The following is a 22003-nucleotide window of genomic DNA, read 5'->3' as shown; positions in this document are numbered from 1 at the left end:
GGCAATCTGGTCCATGGCAAAGCGCAACAACGTCGTCCAACTGGCCGAGGTAAAGCCGGTGCAATTCGGGCAGGCGCTCTCGGAGCGCTACCTGTCCTATGCGCTGTCGACCATCATGTCGCGGTCGCTGCCGGACGTGCGCGACGGGCTGAAGCCGGTGCATCGCCGTCTGATGTACGCGATGCGCCAGCTCCGGCTCGATCCGAACAGCGCCTTCAAGAAGAGCGCCCGCGTCGTCGGCGACGTGATCGGCCAGTATCACCCGCACGGCGACCAGTCGATCTACGACGCGCTGGTGCGCCTCGCCCAGGAATTCGCTGCGCGCTATCCTCTGATCGAAGGGCAGGGCAACTTCGGCAACATCGACGGCGATAACCCCGCCGCCATGCGTTACACCGAGGCCCGTCTCACCGAGGTGGCCGAGGCACTGCTGGGCGGGATCGATGAGAACGCCGTCGACTTCCGGCCGAACTACGACGGCTCGACCGAGGAGCCGATCGTGCTGCCCGGCGGGTTCCCGAACCTGCTGGCCAACGGCGCCGCCGGCATCGCGGTCGGCATGGCGACGTCGATTCCGCCGCACAATGTCGGCGAACTCTGCGACGCGCTGCTGCATCTCATCAAGACGCCGAACTCGCGCATCGAGACACTGGTCGATCTGGTCAAGGGGCCGGATTTCCCGACCGGCGGCATCCTGGTCGAGCCGCGCGAATCCATCGTCGAGGCCTACAGGACCGGCCGTGGCGCATTTCGCCTGCGCGCCCGGTGGGAAGTGGAGCAACTCCCGCGCGGCCAGTACCGCATCGTCGTCACCGAAATCCCCTATCAGGTGCAGAAGGGGCGGCTGATCGAGCGGATCGCGGAAATCATCAACGCGAAGAAGCTGCCGATCCTCGAGGACGTGCGCGACGAATCGGCCGACGATGTGCGTATCGTGCTCGAGCCGAAGACCGGCAACGTCCCGGCCGAGCTGCTGATGGAGCAGCTGTTCAAGCTCAGCGATCTCGAGACGCGCTTCCCGCTGAACCTGAACGTCCTGGACAAGGACAACACGCCGCGCGTGATGGACCTGCGCGAGGCGCTGCAGGCCTTCCTCGACCACCGGCGCGAGGTGCTAGTCCGCCGCTCGACTTTCCGGCTGGCCGCGATCGAACGCCGCCTCGAGATTCTCGACGGCTACCTGATCGCCTATCTGAACCTCGACAAGCTGATCAAGATCATCCGCGAGGAAGACGAGCCCAAGCCCAAGATGATGAAGGCGTTCGGGCTCACCGACCTGCAGGCCGAGGCGATCCTGAACATGCGCCTGCGCGCCCTGCGCCGGCTCGAGGAATTCGAGATCCGCGGCGAGCACAAGAAGCTGAGCGGCGAGCGCAAGGACCTCAAGGCCCTGCTGAAGAGCGAAGAGCTGCAGTGGAACGCGATTGCCGACGAGGTGCGCGAGACCAAGAAGAAGTTCGGCGGCAAGACCGAACTCGGCCGTCGCCGTACCGAGCTGGCGGACGCGCCGGCCGAGATCGAGCACACGATGGACGACTTCGTCGAGCGCGAGCCGGTGACGATCGTGCTCTCCGAGAAGGGCTGGATCCGCGCCGCGAAGGGCCATCTCGACGACAAGGCGGCCGCCGAGCTGAAATACAAGGAAGGCGACGCGGCGCGCTTTGCCGTTCACGCGCAGTCGACCGACAAGATCCTGGTGTTCGCCACCAACGGGCGTTTCTACACGATCGGCTGCGACCGCCTCCCGAGCGCGCGGGGCCACGGCGAGCCGATCCGCCTGATGATCGAACTGGGTAACGACCAGGACATCGTCCAGCTCGAAGTGCTGAAGGGCGGCCGCAAGTTCCTGGTGGCGTCGGATGCCGGGCGTGGCTTCATCGTGCCCGAGGACGAGGTCGTGGCGCAGACCAAGAACGGCAAGGGCGTCCTGACCCTCGCGGACAAGGAGAAGGCGCAGGCCTTCGCCATCGTGCCCGAGGGTGCGAACTCGGTGGCCGTACTCAGCGAAGGCCGCAAGCTGCTGATCTTCCCGATCGACCAGGTGCCCGAGATGGGCCGTGGCCGCGGCGTGCTGCTGCAGAAATCAAAGGGCGACCGGCTGTCGGACGCGCAGGCCTTCCTGCTCTCCGACGGTCTGCCGTGGGGCAACCGCACCATCCCGGCGAGCGAACTGAAGTTCTGGCGGGGCGAGCGCGCGCAGGCGGGGCGCATGCCGGAGAAGGGCTGGCCGCGGGCCAAACGTTTCAAGGACTGAAGATGGACCTGACGCTGATCTGGAAGGCGCTGCTGATCGGCGTTGTCGAAGGTCTCACCGAGTTCCTGCCCGTCTCCTCGACGGGGCACATCATCCTTGCCGAGGAAGTGCTGCACTTTCAGGGACCGCCGGGCAAGGTCTTCGAGATCGTCATCCAGCTGGGCGCGATCCTCGCGGTCTGCCTGCTCTATCGCGCCAAGATCTGGAACACGGTCGAGGGCGTCCTGCAGCGCGACAAGCGGGCGATCCGGTTCGCCACGGCCATCGTCGTGGCCTTCCTGCCAGCCGCCATCGTTGGCGTCGTGGCCCACAAGTACATCAAGTCCGTGTTGTTCAGCCCGTGGGTGGTCGCCATCGCGCTGATCGTTGGCGGTATCGCCATTCTCCTGATCGAACGGTTCGCGCAGCGCCCGCGCATCAAGAGCCTCGACGATGTCGACCTGAAGACCGCTTTGTACATCGGCCTCTGTCAGTGCCTGGCCATGATTCCCGGCGTGTCGCGGGCGGGCGCCACGATCATGGGTGCGCGCGCATTTCGCGTGGATCGTGCGACCGCGGCGGAGTTCTCGTTCTTCCTCGCGATGCCCACGATGCTGGGTGCCACGGTCTACGATCTCTACAAGAACTGGTCGTCGCTGAGCTGGGAGCATGGCGGCATCATTGCCCTGGGCTTTGTCGCCGCCTTCGTCTCCGCCATGCTCGTGGTGCGCGCCTTCGTGCGCTTCATCAGCCGCCACGGCTTCACCGTCTTTGCCTGGTATCGCATTGCAGTGGGCGCATTGGCGCTCACCTTATTGCTCATGCGTTGAACCTTTCGCCTCTCCGGCCGCGCGTGTCATAAGCCGCGCAATTCGGGCGGCACTCCGTGCCGACCTGCAACACGCGTTCGGAGTAGTCGCATGCAAAGACGTAAATTCATCCGCACGGCGGGCATCGGCACGGCCGTGGTCGCCGCCACCGGCACGCTGGCCGCTCCGGCCATCGCCCAATCGTCGCCCGAGGTGAAGTGGCGGATGGCTTCCAGCTTCCCGAAGTCCCTCGACACGATCTTCGGTTCGGGCGAGCTGTTCACGAAGTACGTGTCCGATGCGACCGACGGCAAGTTCCAGATCCGTCTGTTCGCCGCGGGCGAGATCGTCCCGGGCCTGCAGGTCGCCGACGCCGTGCAGAACGGCACTGTCGAGATGGGCCATACCGCTTCCTACTATTACGTCGGCAAGGACCTGACCTTCGCCCTCGACTGCGCCGTGCCGTTCGGCCTCAACGCCCGCCAGCAGGATGCCTGGTGGAACTGGGGCGGCGGTCGCCAGGCGATGAACGAGTTCTTCAAGGACTACAACATCCACTCGATGCCCTGCGGCAACACCGGCGCCCAGATGGGCGGCTGGTTCCGCAAGGAGATCAAGTCGGTCGAGGACCTCAAGGGCCTGAAGTTCCGGGTCAGCGGTTTCGCCGGCGAGGTTCTGTCCAAGCTCGGCGTGGTGCCGCAGCAGATCGCCGGCGGCGACATCTACCCGGCGCTCGAGAAGGGCACGATCGACGCGGCCGAGTGGGTCGGCCCCTATGACGACCAGAAGCTCGGCTTCAACAAGGTTGCGCCGAACTACTACTATCCCGGCTGGTGGGAAGCCGGCCCGCAGCTCTCGGCCTACGTGAACCTGGCCAAGTGGTCGGAGCTGCCGAAGTCGTACCAGGCGATCGTCGAAGCCGCCGCCGCCAAGGCGCATACGTCGATGCTCTCCAAGTACGACGCGCAGAACCCCAAGGCCGTGCGCGAGCTGGTGGCGTCCGGCACCAAGCTGCTGCCGTTCTCGCCGCAGATCCTCGAAGCCTGCTTCAACGCCACCAACGACGTGTTCGCCCAGCTGAACGAGAAGAACCCGAAGTGGAAGAAGATCTTCGAGACGTGGAAGCCTTTCCGCGCCGAGGAGGTCCTGTGGTTCCGCGTCGCCGAGAACACGCTCGACAACTTCATGGCGCGCCAGTCGGCCGCCGGAAAGCTCTGAGACAGGCCTCCCGGAAGGTTCGGAAAGCCCCGCTTCGGCGGGGTTTTCTTTGCCCGCGGCCCCGGCGGCGGCAGCTTTTCATCAAGGTTGCGCTATGCGATAACCCGTCACCGCCAAGGTGGTTCGCGCTGCGAAAGTGCGAACAGAAAAGAGTCTTTAGGGAGTTATTCCAAATGCAACGTCGCAAGTTCTTGCGTACCGCCGGTGTCGGCGGTGCCACGGTCGCCGCTGCCGGCGCCCTGGCCGCTCCGGCGGTCGCCCAGTCGATGCCCGAGGTGAAGTGGCGCCTGGCGTCGAGCTTCCCCAAGTCGCTCGACACGATCTACGGCGCGGGCGAGTACTTCGCCAAGCGCGTCGCAGCCCTGACCGACAACAAGTTCCAGATCCGCGTCTTTGCCGCCGGCGAGATCGTCCCCGGCCTGCAGGTCGTGGACGCCGTGCAGAACGAGACGGTCGAGTGCGGCCATACCGCCTCCTACTACTATGTCGGCAAGGATCCGACCTTCGCCTTCGATACGGCGCTGCCGTTCGGCCTCAATACCCGCCAGCACAATGCGTGGGTCTATTTCGGTGGTGGTCTCGAGCTGATGCGGGACTTCTACAAGGAATACAAGATGACCTCCTTCCTGATGAGCCATACCGGCGCCCAGATGGGCGGCTGGTGGCGCAAGGAGATCAAGACGGTCGACGACCTGAAGGGCGTGAAGATGCGCATCGGCGGATTCGCCGGCCAGGTCATGGCTAAGCTCGGCGTGGTGCCGCAGCAGATCGCCGGCGGCGACATCTACCCGGCCCTCGAGAAGGGCACGATCGATGCGGCCGAGTGGGTCGGCCCCTATGACGACCAGAAGCTCGGTTTCAACAAGGTCGCACCGTATTATTACTATCCCGGTTGGTGGGAAGGCTGCGCGGCCCTTTCGCTCTACTGCGGCGACAAGGCGTTCGACGCGCTGCCGCCGATGTACAAGGAGGCGATCGCCGCCGCGGCCGCCGATGCGGTGAGCTGGTCCGTCGCCAAGTACGACGCCCAGAACCCGCGCGCCTTGCGCGAGCTGGTGGCGGCCGGGACCAAGTTCCTGCCGTTCCCGCAGGCCGTCATGGAGGCCAGCTACAACGCCGCCAACGAGCTGTACGCCGAGACCATCGCCAAGAACCCGAAGTTCAAGAAGGTCTACGATTCCTGGAAGCCCTTCCGGAACGAAGAGGTCCTCTGGTTCCGCGTCGCCGAGAACACGTTCGACAACTTCATGGCGCGCCAGTCGGCGGCCAACAAGCTCTGACCAGGCCAACGGCCGAACGAAAAGCCCCGCTCAGCGGGGCTTTTTTGTTGCCCGTTTCAGCTCCCTCGGCTGGCCAACATTGCAGATATTTAAGGACTTTCCGGCATGCGGGCGCTTTTCAAAGCCATTTACGCATGCCAGTGTTGCAGCCGCTGAAGGGGGCCATGAAGGCAACCAGGGAGGAAGAGGAATATGCAGCGCAGGAAGTTCATCAAGACCGCAGGCGTGGGTGCCGCGGGTGTTGCGGCGGCGACGACGGTGGCCGCACCGGCCATCGCCCAGAGCATGCCGGAAGTTAAGTGGCGTCTGACGTCGAGCTTTCCCAAGTCGCTCGACACGCTCTACGGCGGCTCCGAACTCTTCGCGAAGATCGTCGGCGAAATGTCGGACGGCAAGTTCCAGGTCCGTCCGTTCGCGGCGGGCGAAATCGTCCCCGGTCTGCAGGTTGCCGATGCGGTGCAGAACGGCACCGTCGAGGCCGGCCAGACCGCGGCTTACTACTATTTCGGCAAGCATCCGAACTTCGTGTTCGAGACCGGCCTGCCGTTCTCGATGAACCAGCGCCAGTACTACGCCTGGCTGGAGTTCGGTGGCGGCCACGAGTTGGTGAACGAGTTCTATAAGGACTACAACTTCCGCTCCTTCACCTTTGGCGGCACGGGCTGCCAGATGGGCGGCTGGTTCCGCAAGGAAATCAAGTCGATGGACGACATGAAGGGGCTGAAGTTCCGCGTCGGCGGCTTCGCCGGCCTGATCCTCACGCGCCTGGGTGTCGTGCCGCAGCAGATTGCCGGCGGCGACATCTACCCGGCGCTGGAGAAGGGCACGATCGACGCCTGCGAATGGGTCGGCCCGTACGACGACGAGAAGCTCGGGTTCAACAAGGTCGCCAAGTACTATTACTATCCGGGCTGGTGGGAAGGCGCGTCGGTCGGCTCGCTCTACATCAACAACGACGCCTGGGCGAAGCTGCCGAAGCCCTACCAGGCGATGGTCGAGGCCGCTGCCGGCCGCGTCACCTCATGGATGGTGCCCAAGTACGATGCCGGCAACCCGCCCGCACTGCGTCGCCTGGTGGCGGCCGGCACTGAACTGCGGCCGTTCCCGCGCGCCGTGCTCGAGCCGTGCTTCCTCGAGGCCTACAAGTACTACGACGAGCTGGCGGCGAAGGATCCGAAGTTCAAGAAGATCTACGACAACATGAAGGCCTTCCGCGCCGACGAGAACCTGTGGTTCCGCGTCGCCGAGAACACCTTCGACAACTTCAACTTCTCGATGTCGGCCCAGGGCCGCTAGAGAGGAAAGACCACAAAGAGAAAGCCCCGCCGGTTGGCGGGGCTTTTTTGTTGTCCTCGGTCTATCTGAAGACCGGCTACTTGAAGACCGGTGGTGCCGAATCTTCCGACGGTGGGGCCTGCAACTCGATGGTCACCTTGCTGGGATCGACCCCATGCGGCTTGTCGAGGAAGAAGGTCACGGTCTGCGGTACGAAGATCACGATCGCCACCATGATGAGCTGCAGCACGACCCAGGGGACCGATCCCCAATAGATGTCCGAGCTCTTCACCTCCTTGGGGGCCACGCTGCGCAGGTAGAACAGCGCGAACCCGAAGGGCGGGTGCATGAACGAGGTCTGCATGTTCACGCAGAGCATGACGCCGAACCAGATGAGCGCCGCATCGGCACCGACGACCGGCGTGAGCAGCTTCTGGGCGACCGGCGCCAGCATCGGGATGATGATGAAGGCGATCTCGAAGAAATCGAGGAAGAACGCCAGGAAGAAGACGAACAGGTTGACGACGATCAGGAAGCCCCAGACGCCGCCCGGCAGGCCCGACAGCAGATGCTCGACCCAGTGGCCGCCATCGACACCCGCGAACGAGATCGAGAAGCAGGTCGCACCGACCAGAATGAAGGCCACCATCGCGGTGATGCGCATGGTTGCCTGCATGGCCTGGATGATGAGGTCGCGCAGATCCTTGACCTGCCAGGCACGCCAGCACAGCCAGATGACCGAGGCGAACATCACGGTGAAGGCGGCCTGGAAGGGCAGGGACTTAAAGGCGACGGTGCCGATCAGCCCGCCGATGATGGCCGCGGCGCAACCGACGACGAACATCACGCGGTCGAACTTGGTGAGCGGTGCGTTGCGCACCACCGCCAGAACGATCGCACCGATCGTACCCATCGCGCCCGCCTCGGTGGGAGTCGCGAGGCCCATCATGATGGTGCCGAGCACCAGGAAGATCAGGACTGCGGCCGGGATGATGCCCCAGGCGCACTTGATCAGGAGCGCCTTGCCGAACAGCGTCCGCGGGACCGGCGGGAGGGCATCCGGCTTCACCAGCGTCAGATAGAACGTAAAGGCGGCAAACAGCGCGATCTGAAGCAGTGAGGGGCCCCACGCGCCCAGATACATGTCTCCCACCGAACGGCCGAGCTGATCGGCCAGCACGACGAGCACCAGCGAGGGCGGCACGAGCTGTGTGATCGTGCCGGAGGCAGCGAGCACGCCGGTCGCATAGCGCATGTCGTACTTGTACCGCATCATCACCGGAAGGGTGATCAGCGCCATGGCGATGACCTGGGCGGCCACGGTGCCGGTGATCGCGCCGAGGATGAAGCCGACGATGATGGTCGAGTAGCCCAACCCGCCCTTCACGGGGCCAAAGAGCTGGCCCATCGACTCCAGCATGTCCTCCGCCAGCCCGCATTTCTCCAGGATCGCGCCCATGAAGGTGAAGAACGGGATGGCAAGCAGCAGCTCGTTCGACAGGATCGAGCCGAAGACGCGACCAGGGATGGCCTGCATGAAGGCCATCGTGAAGTAGTTCATCTCGATCGCGAGGAAGCCGAAGAAGAAACCCACGGCGCAGAGCGAAAAGGCGACCGGGTATCCGATGATCATGAAGACGACGAGGCCGCCGAACATCAGCGGCGGCATCCAATCGAGCGGGATCATTGCGTCGGCCTCTCGTAGTGCGCTTCAAGGCTGTCGACGGCATACCCGTTGAGGAAGGCGACGCGCTTGATGAGTTCGGAAATGCCCTGCAGGGCGACCAGGGCGAAGCCCACGGGAAGCACCAGCTTGATCGGCCAGCGCAGCAGGCCGCCGGCGTTCGAGGAGTGCTCGTAGACATTGTAAGACTGCATGAAGAACGGCCAGCTCAGCCACGCGAGGATGGCGCAGGTCGGCAGCAGGAAGAACAGCGCGCCGAGAATGTCGATCCAAAGCTGCCCGCGGCGGCTCAGCGTCATGTAGAGGATGTCGACGCGCACATGCTCGTTGCGCTTCATCGTATAGGATGCGCCGAACATCACGATGACGGCGAACATGTACCACTGCACTTCGAGCCAGGCATTGGAACTGCTGTCGTAGGCGTAGCGCACCATGGCGTTGCCGGCGCTGACGACACACGCCAGCAAGACGAGCCAGTTACACACGTTCCCTATTTTTTCGTTTAACGCGTCGATCAGCGCGCTGAATGACAGCAATGAGCGCATCCCATCTCCCCTGAAAGCGAGTTCTTATTTTGCCGCTCATCCGTTCTCGCCAACGGACATGCTTTCTTAACTTGGTCCGCTGCGCGATGCCATAGCCTGCGTTGGTCGGCAATGCAGGCGAGGTGCGTCAAGTCGCTCCACCGCCCGGACATTGCCTAGGACGTAGGCAATTCGGCCCAGCCCTCCGGGCCGAAGAACTCGAGCGGCCTGAAGGACTGTTTGTAGGCCATCTTGGTCGAATCGGCGATCCAGTAGCCGAGATAGACGTAGGGAAGCCCCCGCCGGGCGGCGGCATTGGCAAGCCAGAGGATCATGTGCGTGCCGAGGCCCCGCCGGGGATCCTGGGGATCGAAGAAGCTGTAGACGGCCGAGACACCGCTCGACAGCCAGTCGACGAGGCAGCACCCGACGAGCCGGCCGTCCGCGGAATCGTCCCGGAATTCGATGATCGCCGTTTCGACCGGGCTTTCCTCGACCATCGCGCGATAGTCGTCGAAATCCATGTCCGCCATGTCGCCGTCGCGGTGCCTGGTCAGCACATAGCGGGAAAACAGCGAAAACTGCTCGCCGGTCGCCAGGGCCTGTACCTCGGTGGCGTGGACATGCTCGTTGCGACGCTGGATGCGCCGCTGCGCCCGGCTCGGCTCGAAGTCGCGGACGCGGATGCGAACCGGCACACAGGCCCTGCAGCCGTCACAGAGCGGCTTGTAGACGAAATGATGGGAGCGGCGGAAGCCGGCGTCGGTCAGCGTATCATGCTGGGAGATCGCGTCCGGCCCGCTCAGTTCAGTCACGAGCTTGGTCTCCAGGCGATGCGGCAGGTACGGGCAACGCATCGCCGGCGTGGTGCGGAAAAACCGAAGGGACTGGATGTTCTGGCGGATGAACATGTGCTTGCGGTTGAGAGTGTACGCCTCGGACCGGGGAAGGAAAGTACCAGTTCCTGTGCCGAAAGCCCGCGACGGGGCGCTGGCTAGGGACCGTGCCGGGCTCGCACCATCCGGCGAAACGGCTTCATTGCCAGACGAAACAGCCTCGGCAGCAGCCATAGCAGCAGCAGGACGAAGACCGCGAGCAGGCACAAAAATGTGATCGGATGGGCGATCGCCAGCGCAAGGCCCCCGAAGACGGTCACGTCCTCGCCCACCGACGCGAGCACGTTGGTGAAGGGCTCCGGGGAGGCATTGATCAGAGCCCGCGAACCGGCCTTGGCGACGTGCGTGCCGGCGGCCAGCGTGCCGCCGAGCAGTCCGGCGATGATCGCGACTTCCGGGCTCAGGCCGCCTGCCGCGCCATAGGCCAGGAGGGCGCCCGCCGGAATCCGGACGAACGTCTGCAGCGCGTCGTTGATGCTGTCGACGTAGGGGATCTTGTCGGCCAGGAAATTGAGCGCGAACAGGATCGCCGCCACGCCCAGCACCCAGGGCGAGCCCAGGACCTGGAGATCGTGGGGCAGGGCCGCGAGACCGAGGCGCTGCGCGCCGCCCAGCACGAGTACCGCGGCATAGGCGTTCAGCCCGCTCGCCCACCCGGCGCCCAGCGCGACGGCGATGGCGGCGAGGGTTTCGGTGCTCACGGCAGACCGCTACAGCGCACGCCGCGCCTTGAACGCGGTGGCCAGCGTGCCGTCGTCGAGCCAGTCGAGTTCGCCACCGACCGGCACGCCGTGCGCCAGGCGGGTGAGGGGCACCTCGTGCTCGGCCAGCCGTTCGGCCAGGTAGTGGGCCGTCGTCTGCCCATCGACCGTGGCGTTGGTCGCCATGATGACCTCGCGTACCCCGCCGGCTGCGACGCGCTTCACCAGCGAGCCGATGTTGAGTTCCTCGGGCCCGATCCCGTCGAGCGCCGACAGCGAGCCGCCCAGGACGTGGTAGCGGCCTGAAAAGATCCGGCCGCGTTCCATGGCCCACAGGTCGCCGACATCCTCCACGACGCAGATGAGGCCGGCATCCCGGCGCGAATCGGCGCAGATCGAGCAGGGATCGATCGTGTCGAGGTTGCCGCAGACGCTGCAGGCACGAATGGCGCGCGCGGCATCCGCCAATGCCGTGCCGAGAGGCTGCATCAGGGTCTCGCGCTTCTTGAGGAGATGCAGCGCCACCCGGCGCGCCGAGCGCGGCCCCAGACCCGGCAGGCGGCCGAGGAGCTGGATCAGCCGCTCGATCTCCGGTCCGTTCATCGGCGATGTCCTAGAGCTTGAAGCCCGGCGGCAGCGGCAGGCCACCGGTGATGTCCCGCATCTGCGCCTGGACGGTTTCCTCGACCTTGCCGCGGGCGTCGTTGGCGGCCGCGACGATCAGGTCCTCGACCACGCCCTTGTCCTCGGGCTTGAAAAGGGAGGCATCGATCTCGATCCGTCGCGTCTCGTTCTTGCCGTTGACCGTCACCTTGACCAGTCCGGCCCCGGACGTGCCCACGATTTCAAGGCGCTCGAGCGCCGCCTGCAGCTCCTGCATCTTCTGCTGCATCTGCTGGGCCTGCTGCATCAGGCCGCCAAGGTCCTTGAGCTTGTCGAACATCAGTACTCGCTTTCCGGGATATCGTCGTCGGCCGGGTATTCTTCGGCGGGAGGCGGCTCGTCGGCCGTGAAGTCGCCAAGGCCGGAGACGAGGGAGGTCTCCTCGCCCTTGCGTCGCACGGCGTCGAGTTTGGCGCCGGGGAACGTCTTCAGGATGGCCATGACGAGTTCGTTGTTCTCGGCGGAATTGCGGAGCCCATCGGCCTTGTCGGCCTTCTGCTGGGTGAGGGTCGGCTTGCCCTCGGCGCTGGAGACCGAGGCGATCCAGCGGCGCCCGGTCCATTGGCTGAGCAGTTCGCTGAGGCGCGGTGCGAGATCGGCCGGTGCCCGGGGCTCCGGCCGGAACTCGATCAGGCCGGGCTCGCACCGTACCTCGTGGACGTGATGCACCAGGCTGTGGACCAGCCGCGCCTCACGCCTGGTCTCGAACAGCGCCACGACTTCGGTGAAGTTGCGAGGGGCCGGCATCGCCGGTTGGGCCGCGACCGCGGCGACCGGCTGGGGAGCGAGCCGCGCCGCGGCGCTACCACCTCCGTTGCCCCGTGGCGCGGGTGCTGCCGCCGTGCCGCCCGGAACGCCGCCCCCCGTCTGAAGTGCCTTGATCGCATCGCCGGGCGAGGGCAGGTCCGCGACGTAGCAGAGGCGGATCAGTGCCATTTCGGCGGCGCGCAGGGGGGAGGGCGCGGCCAGCGTCTCCTGCAGGCCCTTGAGCAACAACGTCCAGGCCCGCGTCAGCGAAGCCATGCTGAGCTTGCCGGCCATGGCCAGGCCCTGGGCACGCTCGGTGTCGGCCGTTGCGGCAGCGGCATCGGGCGCCACCTTGAGGCGCGTCACCCAGTGCGTGAGTTCGAGCAGGTCCTGCAGGACGACCACGGGGTCGGCGCCGGAATCGTGCATCTCGCCGAGCGCGCCCACGACCGAGGGAGCGTCGCCGCGCATCACCTTCTCGAACAGGTCGAGCACCCGGCTGCGGTCGGCCAGGCCCAGCATGTCGCGCACCTGCGCGGCATCGACCACGCCGCCGCCGTGGGCGATTGCCTGGTCGAGCATGGAGAGACCGTCGCGCACCGATCCGTCGGCGGCGCGCGCCAGCAGCGTCAGCGCCTCGGGCGAGATCTCGACCTTCTCGGCCTGTGCGATCTTGCCGAAATGCTCGACCAGCGTTTCCTGCGGCACGCGCTTCAGGTCGAAGCGCTGGCAGCGCGACAGCACCGTCACCGGCACCTTGCGGATCTCGGTGGTGGCGAACAGGAACTTCACGTGCGGCGGCGGCTCTTCCAGCGTCTTCAGCAACGCATTGAAGGCCTTCTCCGACAGCATGTGCACTTCATCGATGATGTAGACCTTGTAGCGCGCCGACACCGGGCGGTAGCGCACGCCTTCGATCAGCTCGCGTACGTCGTCGATGCCGGTGCGGGAGGCCGCATCCATCTCGATCACGTCGACATGGCGGTCCTCGGTGATGGCCTTGCAATTGTCGCAGACCCCGCAGGGATCGACCGTGGGGCCCCCGGTGCCGTCGGCGCCGACGCAGTTCAGGGCGCGGGCGATAATGCGGGCGGTCGTCGTCTTGCCGACGCCGCGCACGCCGGTGAGCATGAACGCATGGGCGATGCGGCCGGTGGCGATGGCATTGCGCAGGGTGCGCACCATGGCTTCCTGGCCGACCAGGGTCGTGAAGTCGACGGGACGGTATTTTCGGGCGAGGACGCGATAGGGGACTGCCGGGTCTTCCGAGCCCTTGGTGGCCTTCGCCATGGCGATCACCCGCTAATCTGCGCCGTGGCCCCATTCAGGCCGGGCGGTCATCGCGCCCGGGCCGCCCGCCCTCCGCGGCGGCGCGCGCAGGGGAACGGGTGAGAGACCGACATGACCCGAAGCGAATTCGTTACGGCTGCTTCCTTCCGGATCTGACCGGGTTGGCGACTGCTCCGCCCACATCGGCCCCTCGAGGCCGTTATATCAGGAGTCCGGCCGCCCGGCGCAAGAGCGGAGTGCAGGACCAGGATAAGTTCGATCAAGCCATTGATTTGAAATGGTATTTTCTCAACCGCGACGGTCGGCGGGGCGCCTCAGTCCCAAGTGGTCGCGCAATGTGGTGCCGGTGTAGTCGGCGCGGAACAGGCCGCGCTCCTGCAGGATCGGCACGACGCCCCGGGCGAAGGCGTCGAACTGGCCCGGGAAAAACGGCGGCATGACGTTGAACCCGTCGGCGGCGCCCTCGCGAAACCAACGCTCCAGCACGTCGGCGATCTGGAGCGGCGTCCCGATCGGCAGGAGATGGCCGCGCGCCGCCGCGACCCGATGGAAGAGTTCGCGGAGACTGAGATTCTCGCGACGCGCCATCTGGATCAGCAGGGTGGCCCGGCTCTTCAGGTGCTCGGTCTCTGGCACGTCGGGAACCGGCCCATCGAGCGGATGGACCGACATGTCGGCGCCGAGCCGTTCCGACAGCACGGTGAAAGCCTGCGCGGTGTCGATGTTGCGGTTGAGTTCGGCGAAGATCTCCCGGGCCTCGCGCTCCGTCCGGCCGACCACCGGCATCACGCCCGGCATGACCAGCGCGGCATCGACGGCCCGTCCGCATCCGGCAAGCTGGGCCTTCAGGCTGCTGTAGAAGGCTTGCGCTTCGGCGAGGTCGTTCTGCGCCGTGAAGACCACGTCTGCGATGCGCGCCGCGAGCGCCTGACCCGGACCGGAAGAGCCCGCCTGGATGAGGACTGGATGGCCTTGCGGTGGCCGCGGGACGTTGAGCCCACCGCGCACCGAGAAGTACTTCCCGTCGAAGGCCGGCACGTGGAGGCTGCCCGGCCGCACGAAGAGGCCGGCTTGCTTGTCGGCGATGAAGGAATCGTCGTCCCAACTGTCCCACAGCAGGCGGCAGGCTTCGACGAATTCCTCGGCCATGGCGTAGCGCTCGGCATGGGGCGGGTGCTGGCGGCCGAACACGGCGCTCGATTTCGAATAGGCCGTGGTCACCACGTTCCAGGCCGCGCGCCCGGCAGACAGGTGATCCAGCGAGGCGAAGGAGCGCGCCACGTGATAGGGCTCGGCGTAGGTCGTGGAGGCCGTTGCCGCGAGTCCCAGTCGCGTCGTGCTCATGGCGAGCGCCGAAAGCAGCCCGAGCGGCTCGAACTTGCCGATAGTCGAGGGATGTTCGCCGTAGCCTGTGGCGAAACCGTCGCCCAGGAAGAACATGTCGAATTTGGCCGCCTCGGCCGTGGTGGCGATGTGCTGCATCAGCGCGAGGTTCGGCGTCCGCGCATCCGCCTCCGGGTGGCGCCAGCCGCCGACATGATGGCCGGGCGTCTGGACGAAAACGCCGAGGCGCATCTGACGGGACGACCGATCCATGCGCGTCAGGCGCTGAGCGCGGCTTGTCCCACTGCGCCCGGCGCCTCGACGGGGAAGTCCACGGTGACGCTGCCGGCCTTCTCGAAGACGAGGGTGACGGGCAGGCTGGTACCAGCAGCCAGGGGGGCCGAAAGCCCGGTCATCAGCAGGTGGTAGCCGCGCGGTTTCAGGACCTGTCGATTGGCCGGCGGTATGACCAAGCCTCCCTCGACCTGCCGCATTTCCAGTCGCGGACCCTTGACCCGGATGGCATGGATCTCGATCGAGGAGGCGACGGGACAGGACGCCGAGACGAGTCGGTCGGTATCGCCATCGTTGGCCACCGTCATGAAGGCCCCCGCGAGATCGGGATACTGCGATGACGAGCGCGCCCACGGCTTCACGATCTGCAGCGGACCCAGGCTTGCCGCCGGCACTTCCTTTTGCTCAGAACGACGAAGCCACTTCAGCAAATCCATCCTCCGCCGCACCCCTAGTGCGCGAAATAGTGCATGCCGCCATCCACCGGAATGACCGCGCCCGTGATGTAGCGCGCCGCCGAGGAGGCAAGAAAGGCGACGAGGTTTGCCACATCCTCCGGCTCACCGAAATACCCGATGGGTATGTTTCGCTCGATGAAGCTACGGCGCGCCTCTTCGCTCGGATGAAGTTTCTGCAGGATCTGTTCGCTGTTGATGCGGCCTGGCTGAATGGTGTTCACCGTCACGCCGTCGGCGGCCACGTCGCAGGACAGGCCCTTGGCCCACAGGTGCAATGCGGCCTTGGCGGCGATCGCCGCATTGAGGGCCCGTGGCTCCATCGAGCCGCTGATGTTGATCACCCGGCCCCACTTGCGCGCCCGCATCGCAGGCAGCAGGGCCTTGGTGAGCCGGCGCGCGGCCGTGAAGTTGAGCGCGAAGGCTTCCTCCCAGACGTCCTCCCCGGCGTCGGGACCGGTCGGCCGCGAGCCGCCGGCGCAATTCACCAGGATGTCGATCGCGCCGACGGCGTCGGTCGCCTCGGCCGCGATGCGCACGAGGTCGGCCATGTCTGTGACGTCGCCCGCGACCGCGGAAACACCGTCGAGCCGCTCGATTTTCTCGACCCGCCGCGCCGTGGCGACGACCCTGGCGCCTTGCCGTGCCAGCAGCCGGACCACGCCGGCACCTATGCCCGAACTGGCGCCGGACACGAGGCAGGTCCGATCCTTCAGTTGGTAATCCATCGTGCCTTGATGGATCAGAAGTCGCATTCTGCCAATAGATGCTTGTTGAGACGGGACGTTGGGAGGGCACGCGATGGCGACGAGATTCGAAGGGCAGGTGGTGCTCGTCACCGGCGGCAACAGCGGTCTGGGACTGGAAGCGGCCAGGGCGTTCGCGGCCGAAGGCGCTGAGGTCGTGATCTCCGGTCGGGACCGGGCCAAGCTCGATGCGGCGGTCGCAGGGGTCGGTTCCAAAGCGACCGGCATCGTGGCGGACGTTTCGCGCCTGCAGGATATCGCTTCCCTCATGCGCAAGGTCGCGGGGAGCAAGGGGCGCATCGACGTGCTGTTCGCCAATGCCGGTATCGCGCGCTTCGCGCCGATCGAATCGGTGAGCGAGGCCGACTGGGACGGCTTGATGGGCACCAATCTGAAGGGGCTGTACTTCACGGTGCAGCAGGCCCTGCCGTTGATGCGGCGGGGCGGCGCCATCGTGCTCAACGCCTCGCTGGCGGCGAGAAAGGGGGTGTCGAATGCGTCGCTCTACTCGGCCAGCAAGGCCGCGATCCGCTCGCTGGGCCGTAGTCTTGGTGCCGAACTGGTCGATCGCGGCATCCGGGTCAACGTGGTCAGTCCCGGTCCGATCGACACACCGATTTTCGAGACCTTCGCCACGGGTGCCGACGAGGTCGCCGCAACGAAGCGGCAGTGGGCCGGCGACAATCCCATGAAGCGGTTCGGTACACCCGCCGAAGTGGCGCATGCCGTCCTGTTCCTGGCGTCGGCCGAAGCCAGCTACATCACGGGCAGCGAGCTTCCCGTCGATGGCGGCGCCGCGAGCTTCTGACCGGCCGGCCTATCGGCCCTCTCGTGCCCGCCGCGTCGCCTCGGAATCGACGACGCCCTTGGCCGAAATCACCACGCCATAGTCCCTGAGCGCGGTCTCGACCGAAATCACGCCATCGAGAACGTCGTCCGCCACCTTGGCGGGATCGCGTTCCAGCGGGTTGCCGTAGCCGCCGCCGGCCGGGCCGTAGCAGACGAAACGGCCGTCCTTGGCGATGTTCATGTGCGGTACCTTCGAGGGTAACGCACGATCTGCCTGGCCGGGCACCATCAGGTCGAGCTTGGCCGGCATGCCTTCGTTGCCGCCCAGAAAGCCCCAGGGGCGGTAGCGATGGCCCTCGCCTTCGACCGAGGCGCCGCCGTCGCTGAGGAAAGTGAACTCGCGGACCGAGCCCAGGCCGCCGCGCCATTTGCCGGCGCCGGCCACGTCCTCGCGCAATTCGTAGCGCAGCACGCGCAGCGGCAGGTGGGTCTCGATGTCCTCGATCGGGTTGTTGCGGGTGTTGGCGTACAGCGTATCGACGGCGTCCATGCCGTCCTTGCCGAGACGGCCGCCATAGGAGCCCTCGAAGATTTCCATGTGCACCCAGTGAGTCTCGTCCTTGAGGCCGGAGAAGGCGATGACCTTGAGGTTTCCGATGCCGGCCGAGACGTTGCCCGGCATGGCCTGCGACAGCGCCTTCATCACCGTGTCGGCGAGCTGGTTGCCGGGGCAGAAGCGCGCGATGGTCGGGGCGGGGAAGGTCGGGTTGGCGAGGCAACCCTTGGGCGCCACGATGGTGATCGGACGGAGGAGGCCCGCGTTCACCGGGATGTGGCCGTGGACCTCGGTGTCGAGCAGCACCGATCGGATGGTGAGCCAGATCGCGATGTCGGCGGTGCCTTCGAGCGGCATGTTGATCGGCCGGTCCGGCACCTGCGGCGCCGTTCCCGTCAGATCGACGACCAGTGAATCTTCCTTCTTGGTGATGGTGACGACGATCGGCAGTTCCTTCTTCGTCGGATCGTCGCTGTCGAGATAGCCATCGATCGCCGTTCCGGCGCGATAGACGCCGTCGGGCAGCCGGGCGATCGCCTGCCGCATCAGGCGCTCGGCATGATCCATCAGTGCGTCGCAGGCCTGCTCGAAGGTGTCGAGCCCATAGCGCTCGATCAGTTCGACCATGCGCTCCGCGCCGATGCGGGCGGCCGCCACCTGCGCATCCATGTCGCCGACCACGAGGTCGGAAGCGCGGATGTTGTCGCGCACGATCTGCCAGACGGCGTCATTGCGAACGCCGCGGTCGTAGACCTTGATCGCCTTGAACTGCAGCCCCTCGGCATAAGCGTCGATCGCCTCGACGATGCCACAGGATCCCGGTGACAGCGCGCCGATGTCGAGATGGTGCGCCGTCGTCGCGGCGAAGGCGATGAGGCGGCCCTGCGCGAAGACCGGCACGATGAAGGCGACGTCCGGTCCGTGGCTGGCGCCGGAATAGGCGTCGTTGTGCATGATCACGTCGCCCGGCCGGATTGTTTCGCCCCGCGCCGCCAGGATGCGCTGGACGCCGCGCACGTAGCCCGGGATCGGCCCCGACTGCAGCGGTGTCGACTGCGCCGATTCGGCGAGGCCGCGGCCTTGCGCGTCCACGAGGGCCGCTCCGAAATCCTCCGATTCACGGATGATTGAGGAGTAGCTCATGCGCATGAGCTTGTAGCCCATCTCGACGGCGATGTTCTCGAGCGCGCCCTGGATCACGCTGGTGGTGATCGGGTCGATGCGATCGGGCTTGGTCGCGGGCTGGCGCAGCGGCTGGGTGCTCATTGCTTGGCCTCCTTGCGGATCATCAGATTGCCGGCGCTGTCGGCCTCGAAGCTGAAGTGCGGCGGCACCACGGTGGTCGTGTCCATCTGCAGGACGATGGCCGGGCCGGGGATACGCTCGCCGACCGGCAGAAGGTCGCGGCGATAGAAGGTGGTCGGATAGTCGGCGAGCTTGCCGTCGACGCGGAAGGTGCCGCTGCCGGATCGCACCGTCGCCGCCGCGAGCGAACGCACGCCGTCGGGCACCGGCTTGGCGATGGTGGCGGCGCTGGCGGCGCCCACCAGCCGTAGATTGACGATCTCGATCGCGGAGTCGGCGAAGTGGTGCCCGTATTCGCGCCTGTGCACCTCGTGGAAGGCCTCGAACGCCCGGGCAAGGGCGGCTTCATCGAGCGTGCCGCCAGGGAACGGCACGCGCAGCTCATAGCCCTGTCCCACGTAACGCAGATCGCCGCGCCGCTCGAACGTCACCTTGGCGAGGTCGATTCCATCGGCGGTGAAGCGGCCAGCCAATTCCGTCGCCATGGCGGTGAAGTCGGCGTTTATCCGGTCGAGGTCGGCGGCTCCCGAGATCTGGAACGAGGTACGGATGGCGTCGTAGCGCAGGTCGCTGATCAGGAGGCCGACCGCGGAGGTGATGCCGGGATGGGGCGGCACGATCACTTCGGTCACGCCCAGCATGTCGGCGACCTCGGCACCGTGCAGCGGGCCCGCGCCGCCGAATGCCACCAGCGCATAGTTGCGCGGATCGATCCCCTTCTGAACGGTGCGGGAGCGGATGGCGTTGGCCATGTTGGCATTGATGAGAGTGATCACGCCTTCGGCGGCTTCGCGATCGGAGAGGCCGAGGTCGCGGGCCAGTTCGCCGATGACGCGGCGGGCCGCGACCCCGTCGAGCGACATGCCGCCGCCCAGGAAATTGCCTCCGTCGAGGCGGCCCAGCACGACGTTGGCATCGGTCACCGTGGCGCGCGTGCCACCGCGGCCATAGGCGGCGGGGCCGGGCACGGCGCCTGCCGAGCGGGGGCCGACCTTGAAGGCGCCTGCCTGGTCCACATAGGCGATCGAGCCGCCGCCGGCGCCGATCGTGTGCACGTCGATCATCGGGACGAGCACGGGGAAGCCCGCGATCCAGGTGTCGCGCGCCGTGGCCTCGCCGAAGCCGCCCTCGGTGACGATGCCGATATCGGCCGAAGTGCCTCCGACGTCGAAGGTGATGTGGTTGCGCTTCTCCGAGAGCGCGCCGGCCCAATCGCCGCCGATCACCCCGGCAGCGGGCCCCGACAGGAGCGTGAGCACCGGGCGCTCGGCAACCATCGCGGGCGTGGCGACGCCGCCGTTGGACGCCATGATGCGAAGGTCGGCCTTGAAGCCCGACGCCTCGATCTCGGACTCCAGTCGGGTCACGTAGTTGCGCACCTTCGGTCCCACGAAGGCATTCATCGCCGTCGTCGTGAACCGCTCGAACTCACGGAACTGCGGCGACACCGACGAGGAGGTGGTGGCGAAGCACTCCGGGTACTCCTCGCGCACGATCTCCAGTGCGCGCGCCTCATGGCTGGCGTCGAGGTAGGAGAAGAGGAAGCAGATGGCGATGGCCTGGACTCCGGCGTCCTTCAGTTCGCGCACGGCTCGGCGGACGCCTTCCTCGTCGAGCGGTTCCAGCACCTCGCCGCGCGGCGGCACCAGCCGCTCCTTCACCGTCTTGCGATGCCGCCGTTTCACCAGCGGCCGGTCCTGCCAGGGGATGTCCTGCATGATGGAGTAGTGCTGCGGCCGCTGGTGGCGGCCGATGTGAAGGATGTCCCGATAGCCGCCGGTTGTGATCATCCCGGTCACGGCGCCGTCGTGCTCCAGGATCGCATTCGTCGCGATCGTCGTACCGTGGAACACCGTGTCGATCGTCTCGCGGGGGATCGAGTACTTTTCGCACAGCGCCATCAGGCCCTGCACCACGCCGCGGGAGGGATCGTCAGGCGTGGTCGAAATCTTGTGCACGCAAGTGCGGCCCGCCTCGGTATCGGCATAGACGAGGTCCGTGAAGGTGCCGCCCACGTCCACGCCGATCAACCGCATCACAGCCTCCCTCCACCTAGCGTTCGCCAGAAGGGAGCAAGAGCCGCGCCAATCTCGCGGTGCCGCGGCTCCGTCCCCAGGGATTTTACACTGCTGGCATGCGCCTTGCTTCGCCCGCAGCATGGCGAAGCAGCCGGACATCGAACTGGTTTCCCTGACCAAGCGCTACGGCGAGACGGTGGCGGTCGATTCGATTGGCCTGCGCATCCCCGCCGGTTCCTATTGCTGCCTCCTGGGACCCAGTGGCTGCGGCAAGACCACGACACTCCGCATGATCGCGGGGCACGAAGAGGCAAGCGAGGGCGACATCATCCTCGGCAGCGAGAACATCACCGGCTTGCCCCCGGCCGCGCGCGGCACGGCGATGATGTTCCAGAGCTACGCGTTGTTTCCGCATCTCGACTGCACCGACAACGTCGCGTTCAGTCTGAAGATGCGCGGCATGGACAAGGACACGCGCCGCGCCCGGGCCGTCGACATGCTGAAGCGCGTGCACATGGACGCCTATGCCGGCCGCCTGCCGGCCCAGTTGTCGGGCGGCCAGCAGCAGCGTGTGGCCCTAGCACGGGCGCTGATCACTGATCCGCAGGTCCTGCTTCTCGACGAGCCGCTGTCGGCCCTCGATCCCTTCCTGCGCATCAGGATGCGCGAGGAACTGAAAAGCCTGCAGACCCGGCTGGGCATCAGTTTCATCCACGTCACGCACAGTCAGGACGAGGCGATGGCGCTGGCCGATCTCGTCGTGGTGATGAACGGCGGCAGGATCGAGCAGGCGGCGCCGCCACGCGAGGTCTTCAACAAGCCGGCCTCGGCCTTCGTCGCCAAGTTCATCGGCGGGCATAACGTGCTGCCGGCCGCGGTCGCGCGCGCTGGCACGGGCGAGGGGCCGTTCGTCGCTATCCGCGCCGACCGCATGTCCGTGCAGGCAGGAACTTCGGGAGAGGCCGGCGTCACGTCGCTGCACGGCGTCACCCGCTCGGTCGAATATCTCGGCTCGACAGTGCAGGTCGGCATCGACGTCACTGGCCTCGAGACGCTGTCCGCGACGCTGACGGAGGCACGCTTCGATGCGTCGCCGGTGCGGCCGGGCGAGCCCGTGATTCTGTCGTGGAAGCCCGAGGACGTGCACGTCCTCGGACGGTGAGGGAGGCGGCCCCGCGCCGTCGCTGTTGAAGGAGG

General features: G+C 66.3%; 19 protein-coding genes and 1 other RNA gene. 7 read left to right on the top strand and 13 right to left on the bottom strand.

Annotated features, from left to right (window positions below):
- Window positions 1–13: 13 nt before the first annotated feature.
- The 5 genes from parC (at window position 14) to LJ725_RS04840 (ending at window position 6836) form a co-directional block, all read left to right on the top strand.
- Window positions 14–2254: a DNA topoisomerase IV subunit A gene (gene parC, locus LJ725_RS04860; protein ID WP_230549481.1), complete on the top strand. Its 2241-nt coding sequence runs from the start codon at window positions 14–16 to the stop codon at window positions 2252–2254.
- A gap of 2 nt (window positions 2255–2256) precedes the next feature.
- On the top strand, window positions 2257–3063 hold the full coding sequence (locus LJ725_RS04855) for an undecaprenyl-diphosphate phosphatase (protein WP_230549480.1): 807 nt from the start codon (window positions 2257–2259) through the stop codon (window positions 3061–3063).
- Between the two features lie 90 nt (window positions 3064–3153).
- Window positions 3154–4260, top strand: coding sequence for a TRAP transporter substrate-binding protein (locus tag LJ725_RS04850; protein ID WP_230549479.1), 1107 nt, complete (start codon window positions 3154–3156; stop codon window positions 4258–4260).
- Window positions 4261–4433: 173 nt separating this feature from the next.
- A complete protein-coding gene (locus tag LJ725_RS04845; RefSeq protein ID WP_230549478.1) occupies window positions 4434–5540 on the top strand; it encodes a TRAP transporter substrate-binding protein in 1107 nt (368 codons plus the stop codon).
- Between the two features lie 192 nt (window positions 5541–5732).
- Entirely contained in the window at window positions 5733–6836 is a 1104-nt protein-coding gene (locus LJ725_RS04840) for a TRAP transporter substrate-binding protein (protein ID WP_230549477.1), read from the top strand.
- A gap of 76 nt (window positions 6837–6912) precedes the next feature.
- Here the strand turns inward: LJ725_RS04840 and LJ725_RS04835 are convergent, their stop codons facing one another.
- The 11 genes from LJ725_RS04835 to LJ725_RS04785 form a co-directional block, all read right to left on the bottom strand.
- Window positions 6913–8502, bottom strand: coding sequence for a TRAP transporter large permease (locus tag LJ725_RS04835; RefSeq protein WP_230549476.1), 1590 nt, complete (start codon window positions 8500–8502; stop codon window positions 6913–6915).
- On the bottom strand, window positions 8499–9044 hold the full coding sequence (locus LJ725_RS04830; RefSeq protein ID WP_230549475.1) for a TRAP transporter small permease subunit: 546 nt from the start codon (window positions 9042–9044) through the stop codon (window positions 8499–8501). The genes LJ725_RS04835 and LJ725_RS04830 overlap by 4 nt, the downstream gene beginning before the upstream one ends.
- A gap of 155 nt (window positions 9045–9199) precedes the next feature.
- Window positions 9200–9934 carry an arginyltransferase gene (locus tag LJ725_RS04825; RefSeq protein ID WP_230549474.1) on the bottom strand — a complete coding sequence of 245 codons (735 nt, stop codon included), beginning with the start codon at window positions 9932–9934 and terminating at the stop codon, window positions 9200–9202.
- 83 nt (window positions 9935–10017) lie between these two features.
- Window positions 10018–10620 carry a DUF4126 domain-containing protein gene (locus LJ725_RS04820; protein ID WP_230549473.1) on the bottom strand — a complete coding sequence of 201 codons (603 nt, stop codon included), beginning with the start codon at window positions 10618–10620 and terminating at the stop codon, window positions 10018–10020.
- A 9-nt stretch (window positions 10621–10629) separates the two neighbouring features.
- Window positions 10630–11223 carry a recombination mediator RecR gene (gene recR / locus LJ725_RS04815; protein ID WP_230549472.1) on the bottom strand — a complete coding sequence of 198 codons (594 nt, stop codon included), beginning with the start codon at window positions 11221–11223 and terminating at the stop codon, window positions 10630–10632.
- A gap of 10 nt (window positions 11224–11233) precedes the next feature.
- Complete coding sequence (locus LJ725_RS04810; protein WP_230549471.1) at window positions 11234–11563, bottom strand: YbaB/EbfC family nucleoid-associated protein; 330 nt, start codon at window positions 11561–11563, stop codon at window positions 11234–11236.
- Complete coding sequence (locus LJ725_RS04805) at window positions 11563–13320, bottom strand: DNA polymerase III subunit gamma/tau (protein WP_230549470.1); 1758 nt, start codon at window positions 13318–13320, stop codon at window positions 11563–11565. Before LJ725_RS04805 ends, LJ725_RS04810 begins: the two co-directional genes overlap by 1 nt.
- Window positions 13321–13417: 97 nt before the next feature.
- An RNA gene (gene ffs / locus LJ725_RS04800) (signal recognition particle sRNA small type) lies at window positions 13418–13512 on the bottom strand.
- A gap of 96 nt (window positions 13513–13608) precedes the next feature.
- Window positions 13609–14895 carry an LLM class flavin-dependent oxidoreductase gene (locus LJ725_RS04795; RefSeq protein WP_230549469.1) on the bottom strand — a complete coding sequence of 429 codons (1287 nt, stop codon included), beginning with the start codon at window positions 14893–14895 and terminating at the stop codon, window positions 13609–13611.
- 26 nt (window positions 14896–14921) lie between these two features.
- A complete protein-coding gene (locus tag LJ725_RS04790; RefSeq protein ID WP_230549468.1) occupies window positions 14922–15332 on the bottom strand; it encodes a copper chaperone PCu(A)C in 411 nt (136 codons plus the stop codon).
- Between the two features lie 56 nt (window positions 15333–15388).
- The gene (locus LJ725_RS04785; protein ID WP_230549467.1) at window positions 15389–16231 is read right to left on the bottom strand and encodes an SDR family NAD(P)-dependent oxidoreductase; all 843 of its coding nucleotides are present in this window, start codon (window positions 16229–16231) and stop codon (window positions 15389–15391) included.
- Here LJ725_RS04785 and LJ725_RS04780 point away from each other — a divergent pair.
- The gene (locus tag LJ725_RS04780; RefSeq protein WP_230549466.1) at window positions 16194–16946 is read left to right on the top strand and encodes an SDR family oxidoreductase; all 753 of its coding nucleotides are present in this window, start codon (window positions 16194–16196) and stop codon (window positions 16944–16946) included. The genes LJ725_RS04785 and LJ725_RS04780 overlap by 38 nt on opposite strands.
- A gap of 9 nt (window positions 16947–16955) precedes the next feature.
- On the opposite strand, the gene LJ725_RS04775 is transcribed toward LJ725_RS04780, so the two are convergent.
- Together LJ725_RS04775 and LJ725_RS04770 are read right to left on the bottom strand one after the other, a co-directional pair.
- Window positions 16956–18749 carry a hydantoinase B/oxoprolinase family protein gene (locus LJ725_RS04775; protein ID WP_230549465.1) on the bottom strand — a complete coding sequence of 598 codons (1794 nt, stop codon included), beginning with the start codon at window positions 18747–18749 and terminating at the stop codon, window positions 16956–16958.
- Entirely contained in the window at window positions 18746–20824 is a 2079-nt protein-coding gene (locus LJ725_RS04770) for a hydantoinase/oxoprolinase family protein (protein ID WP_230549464.1), read from the bottom strand. The genes LJ725_RS04775 and LJ725_RS04770 overlap by 4 nt, the downstream gene beginning before the upstream one ends.
- 121 nt (window positions 20825–20945) lie before the next feature.
- On the opposite strand from LJ725_RS04770, the gene LJ725_RS04765 reads away from it, so the two are divergent.
- Window positions 20946–21968 carry an ABC transporter ATP-binding protein gene (locus tag LJ725_RS04765; protein WP_230549463.1) on the top strand — a complete coding sequence of 341 codons (1023 nt, stop codon included), beginning with the start codon at window positions 20946–20948 and terminating at the stop codon, window positions 21966–21968.
- Window positions 21969–22003: the final 35 nt, after the last annotated feature.

Origin of the sequence: Reyranella aquatilis, assembly GCF_020880995.1 — a bacterium.
Classification (GTDB): Bacteria; Pseudomonadota; Alphaproteobacteria; order Reyranellales; family Reyranellaceae; genus Reyranella; species Reyranella aquatilis.
Note: the sequence above shows the minus strand (reverse complement) of the source record. Positions and strands in the feature narration are given on the sequence as shown.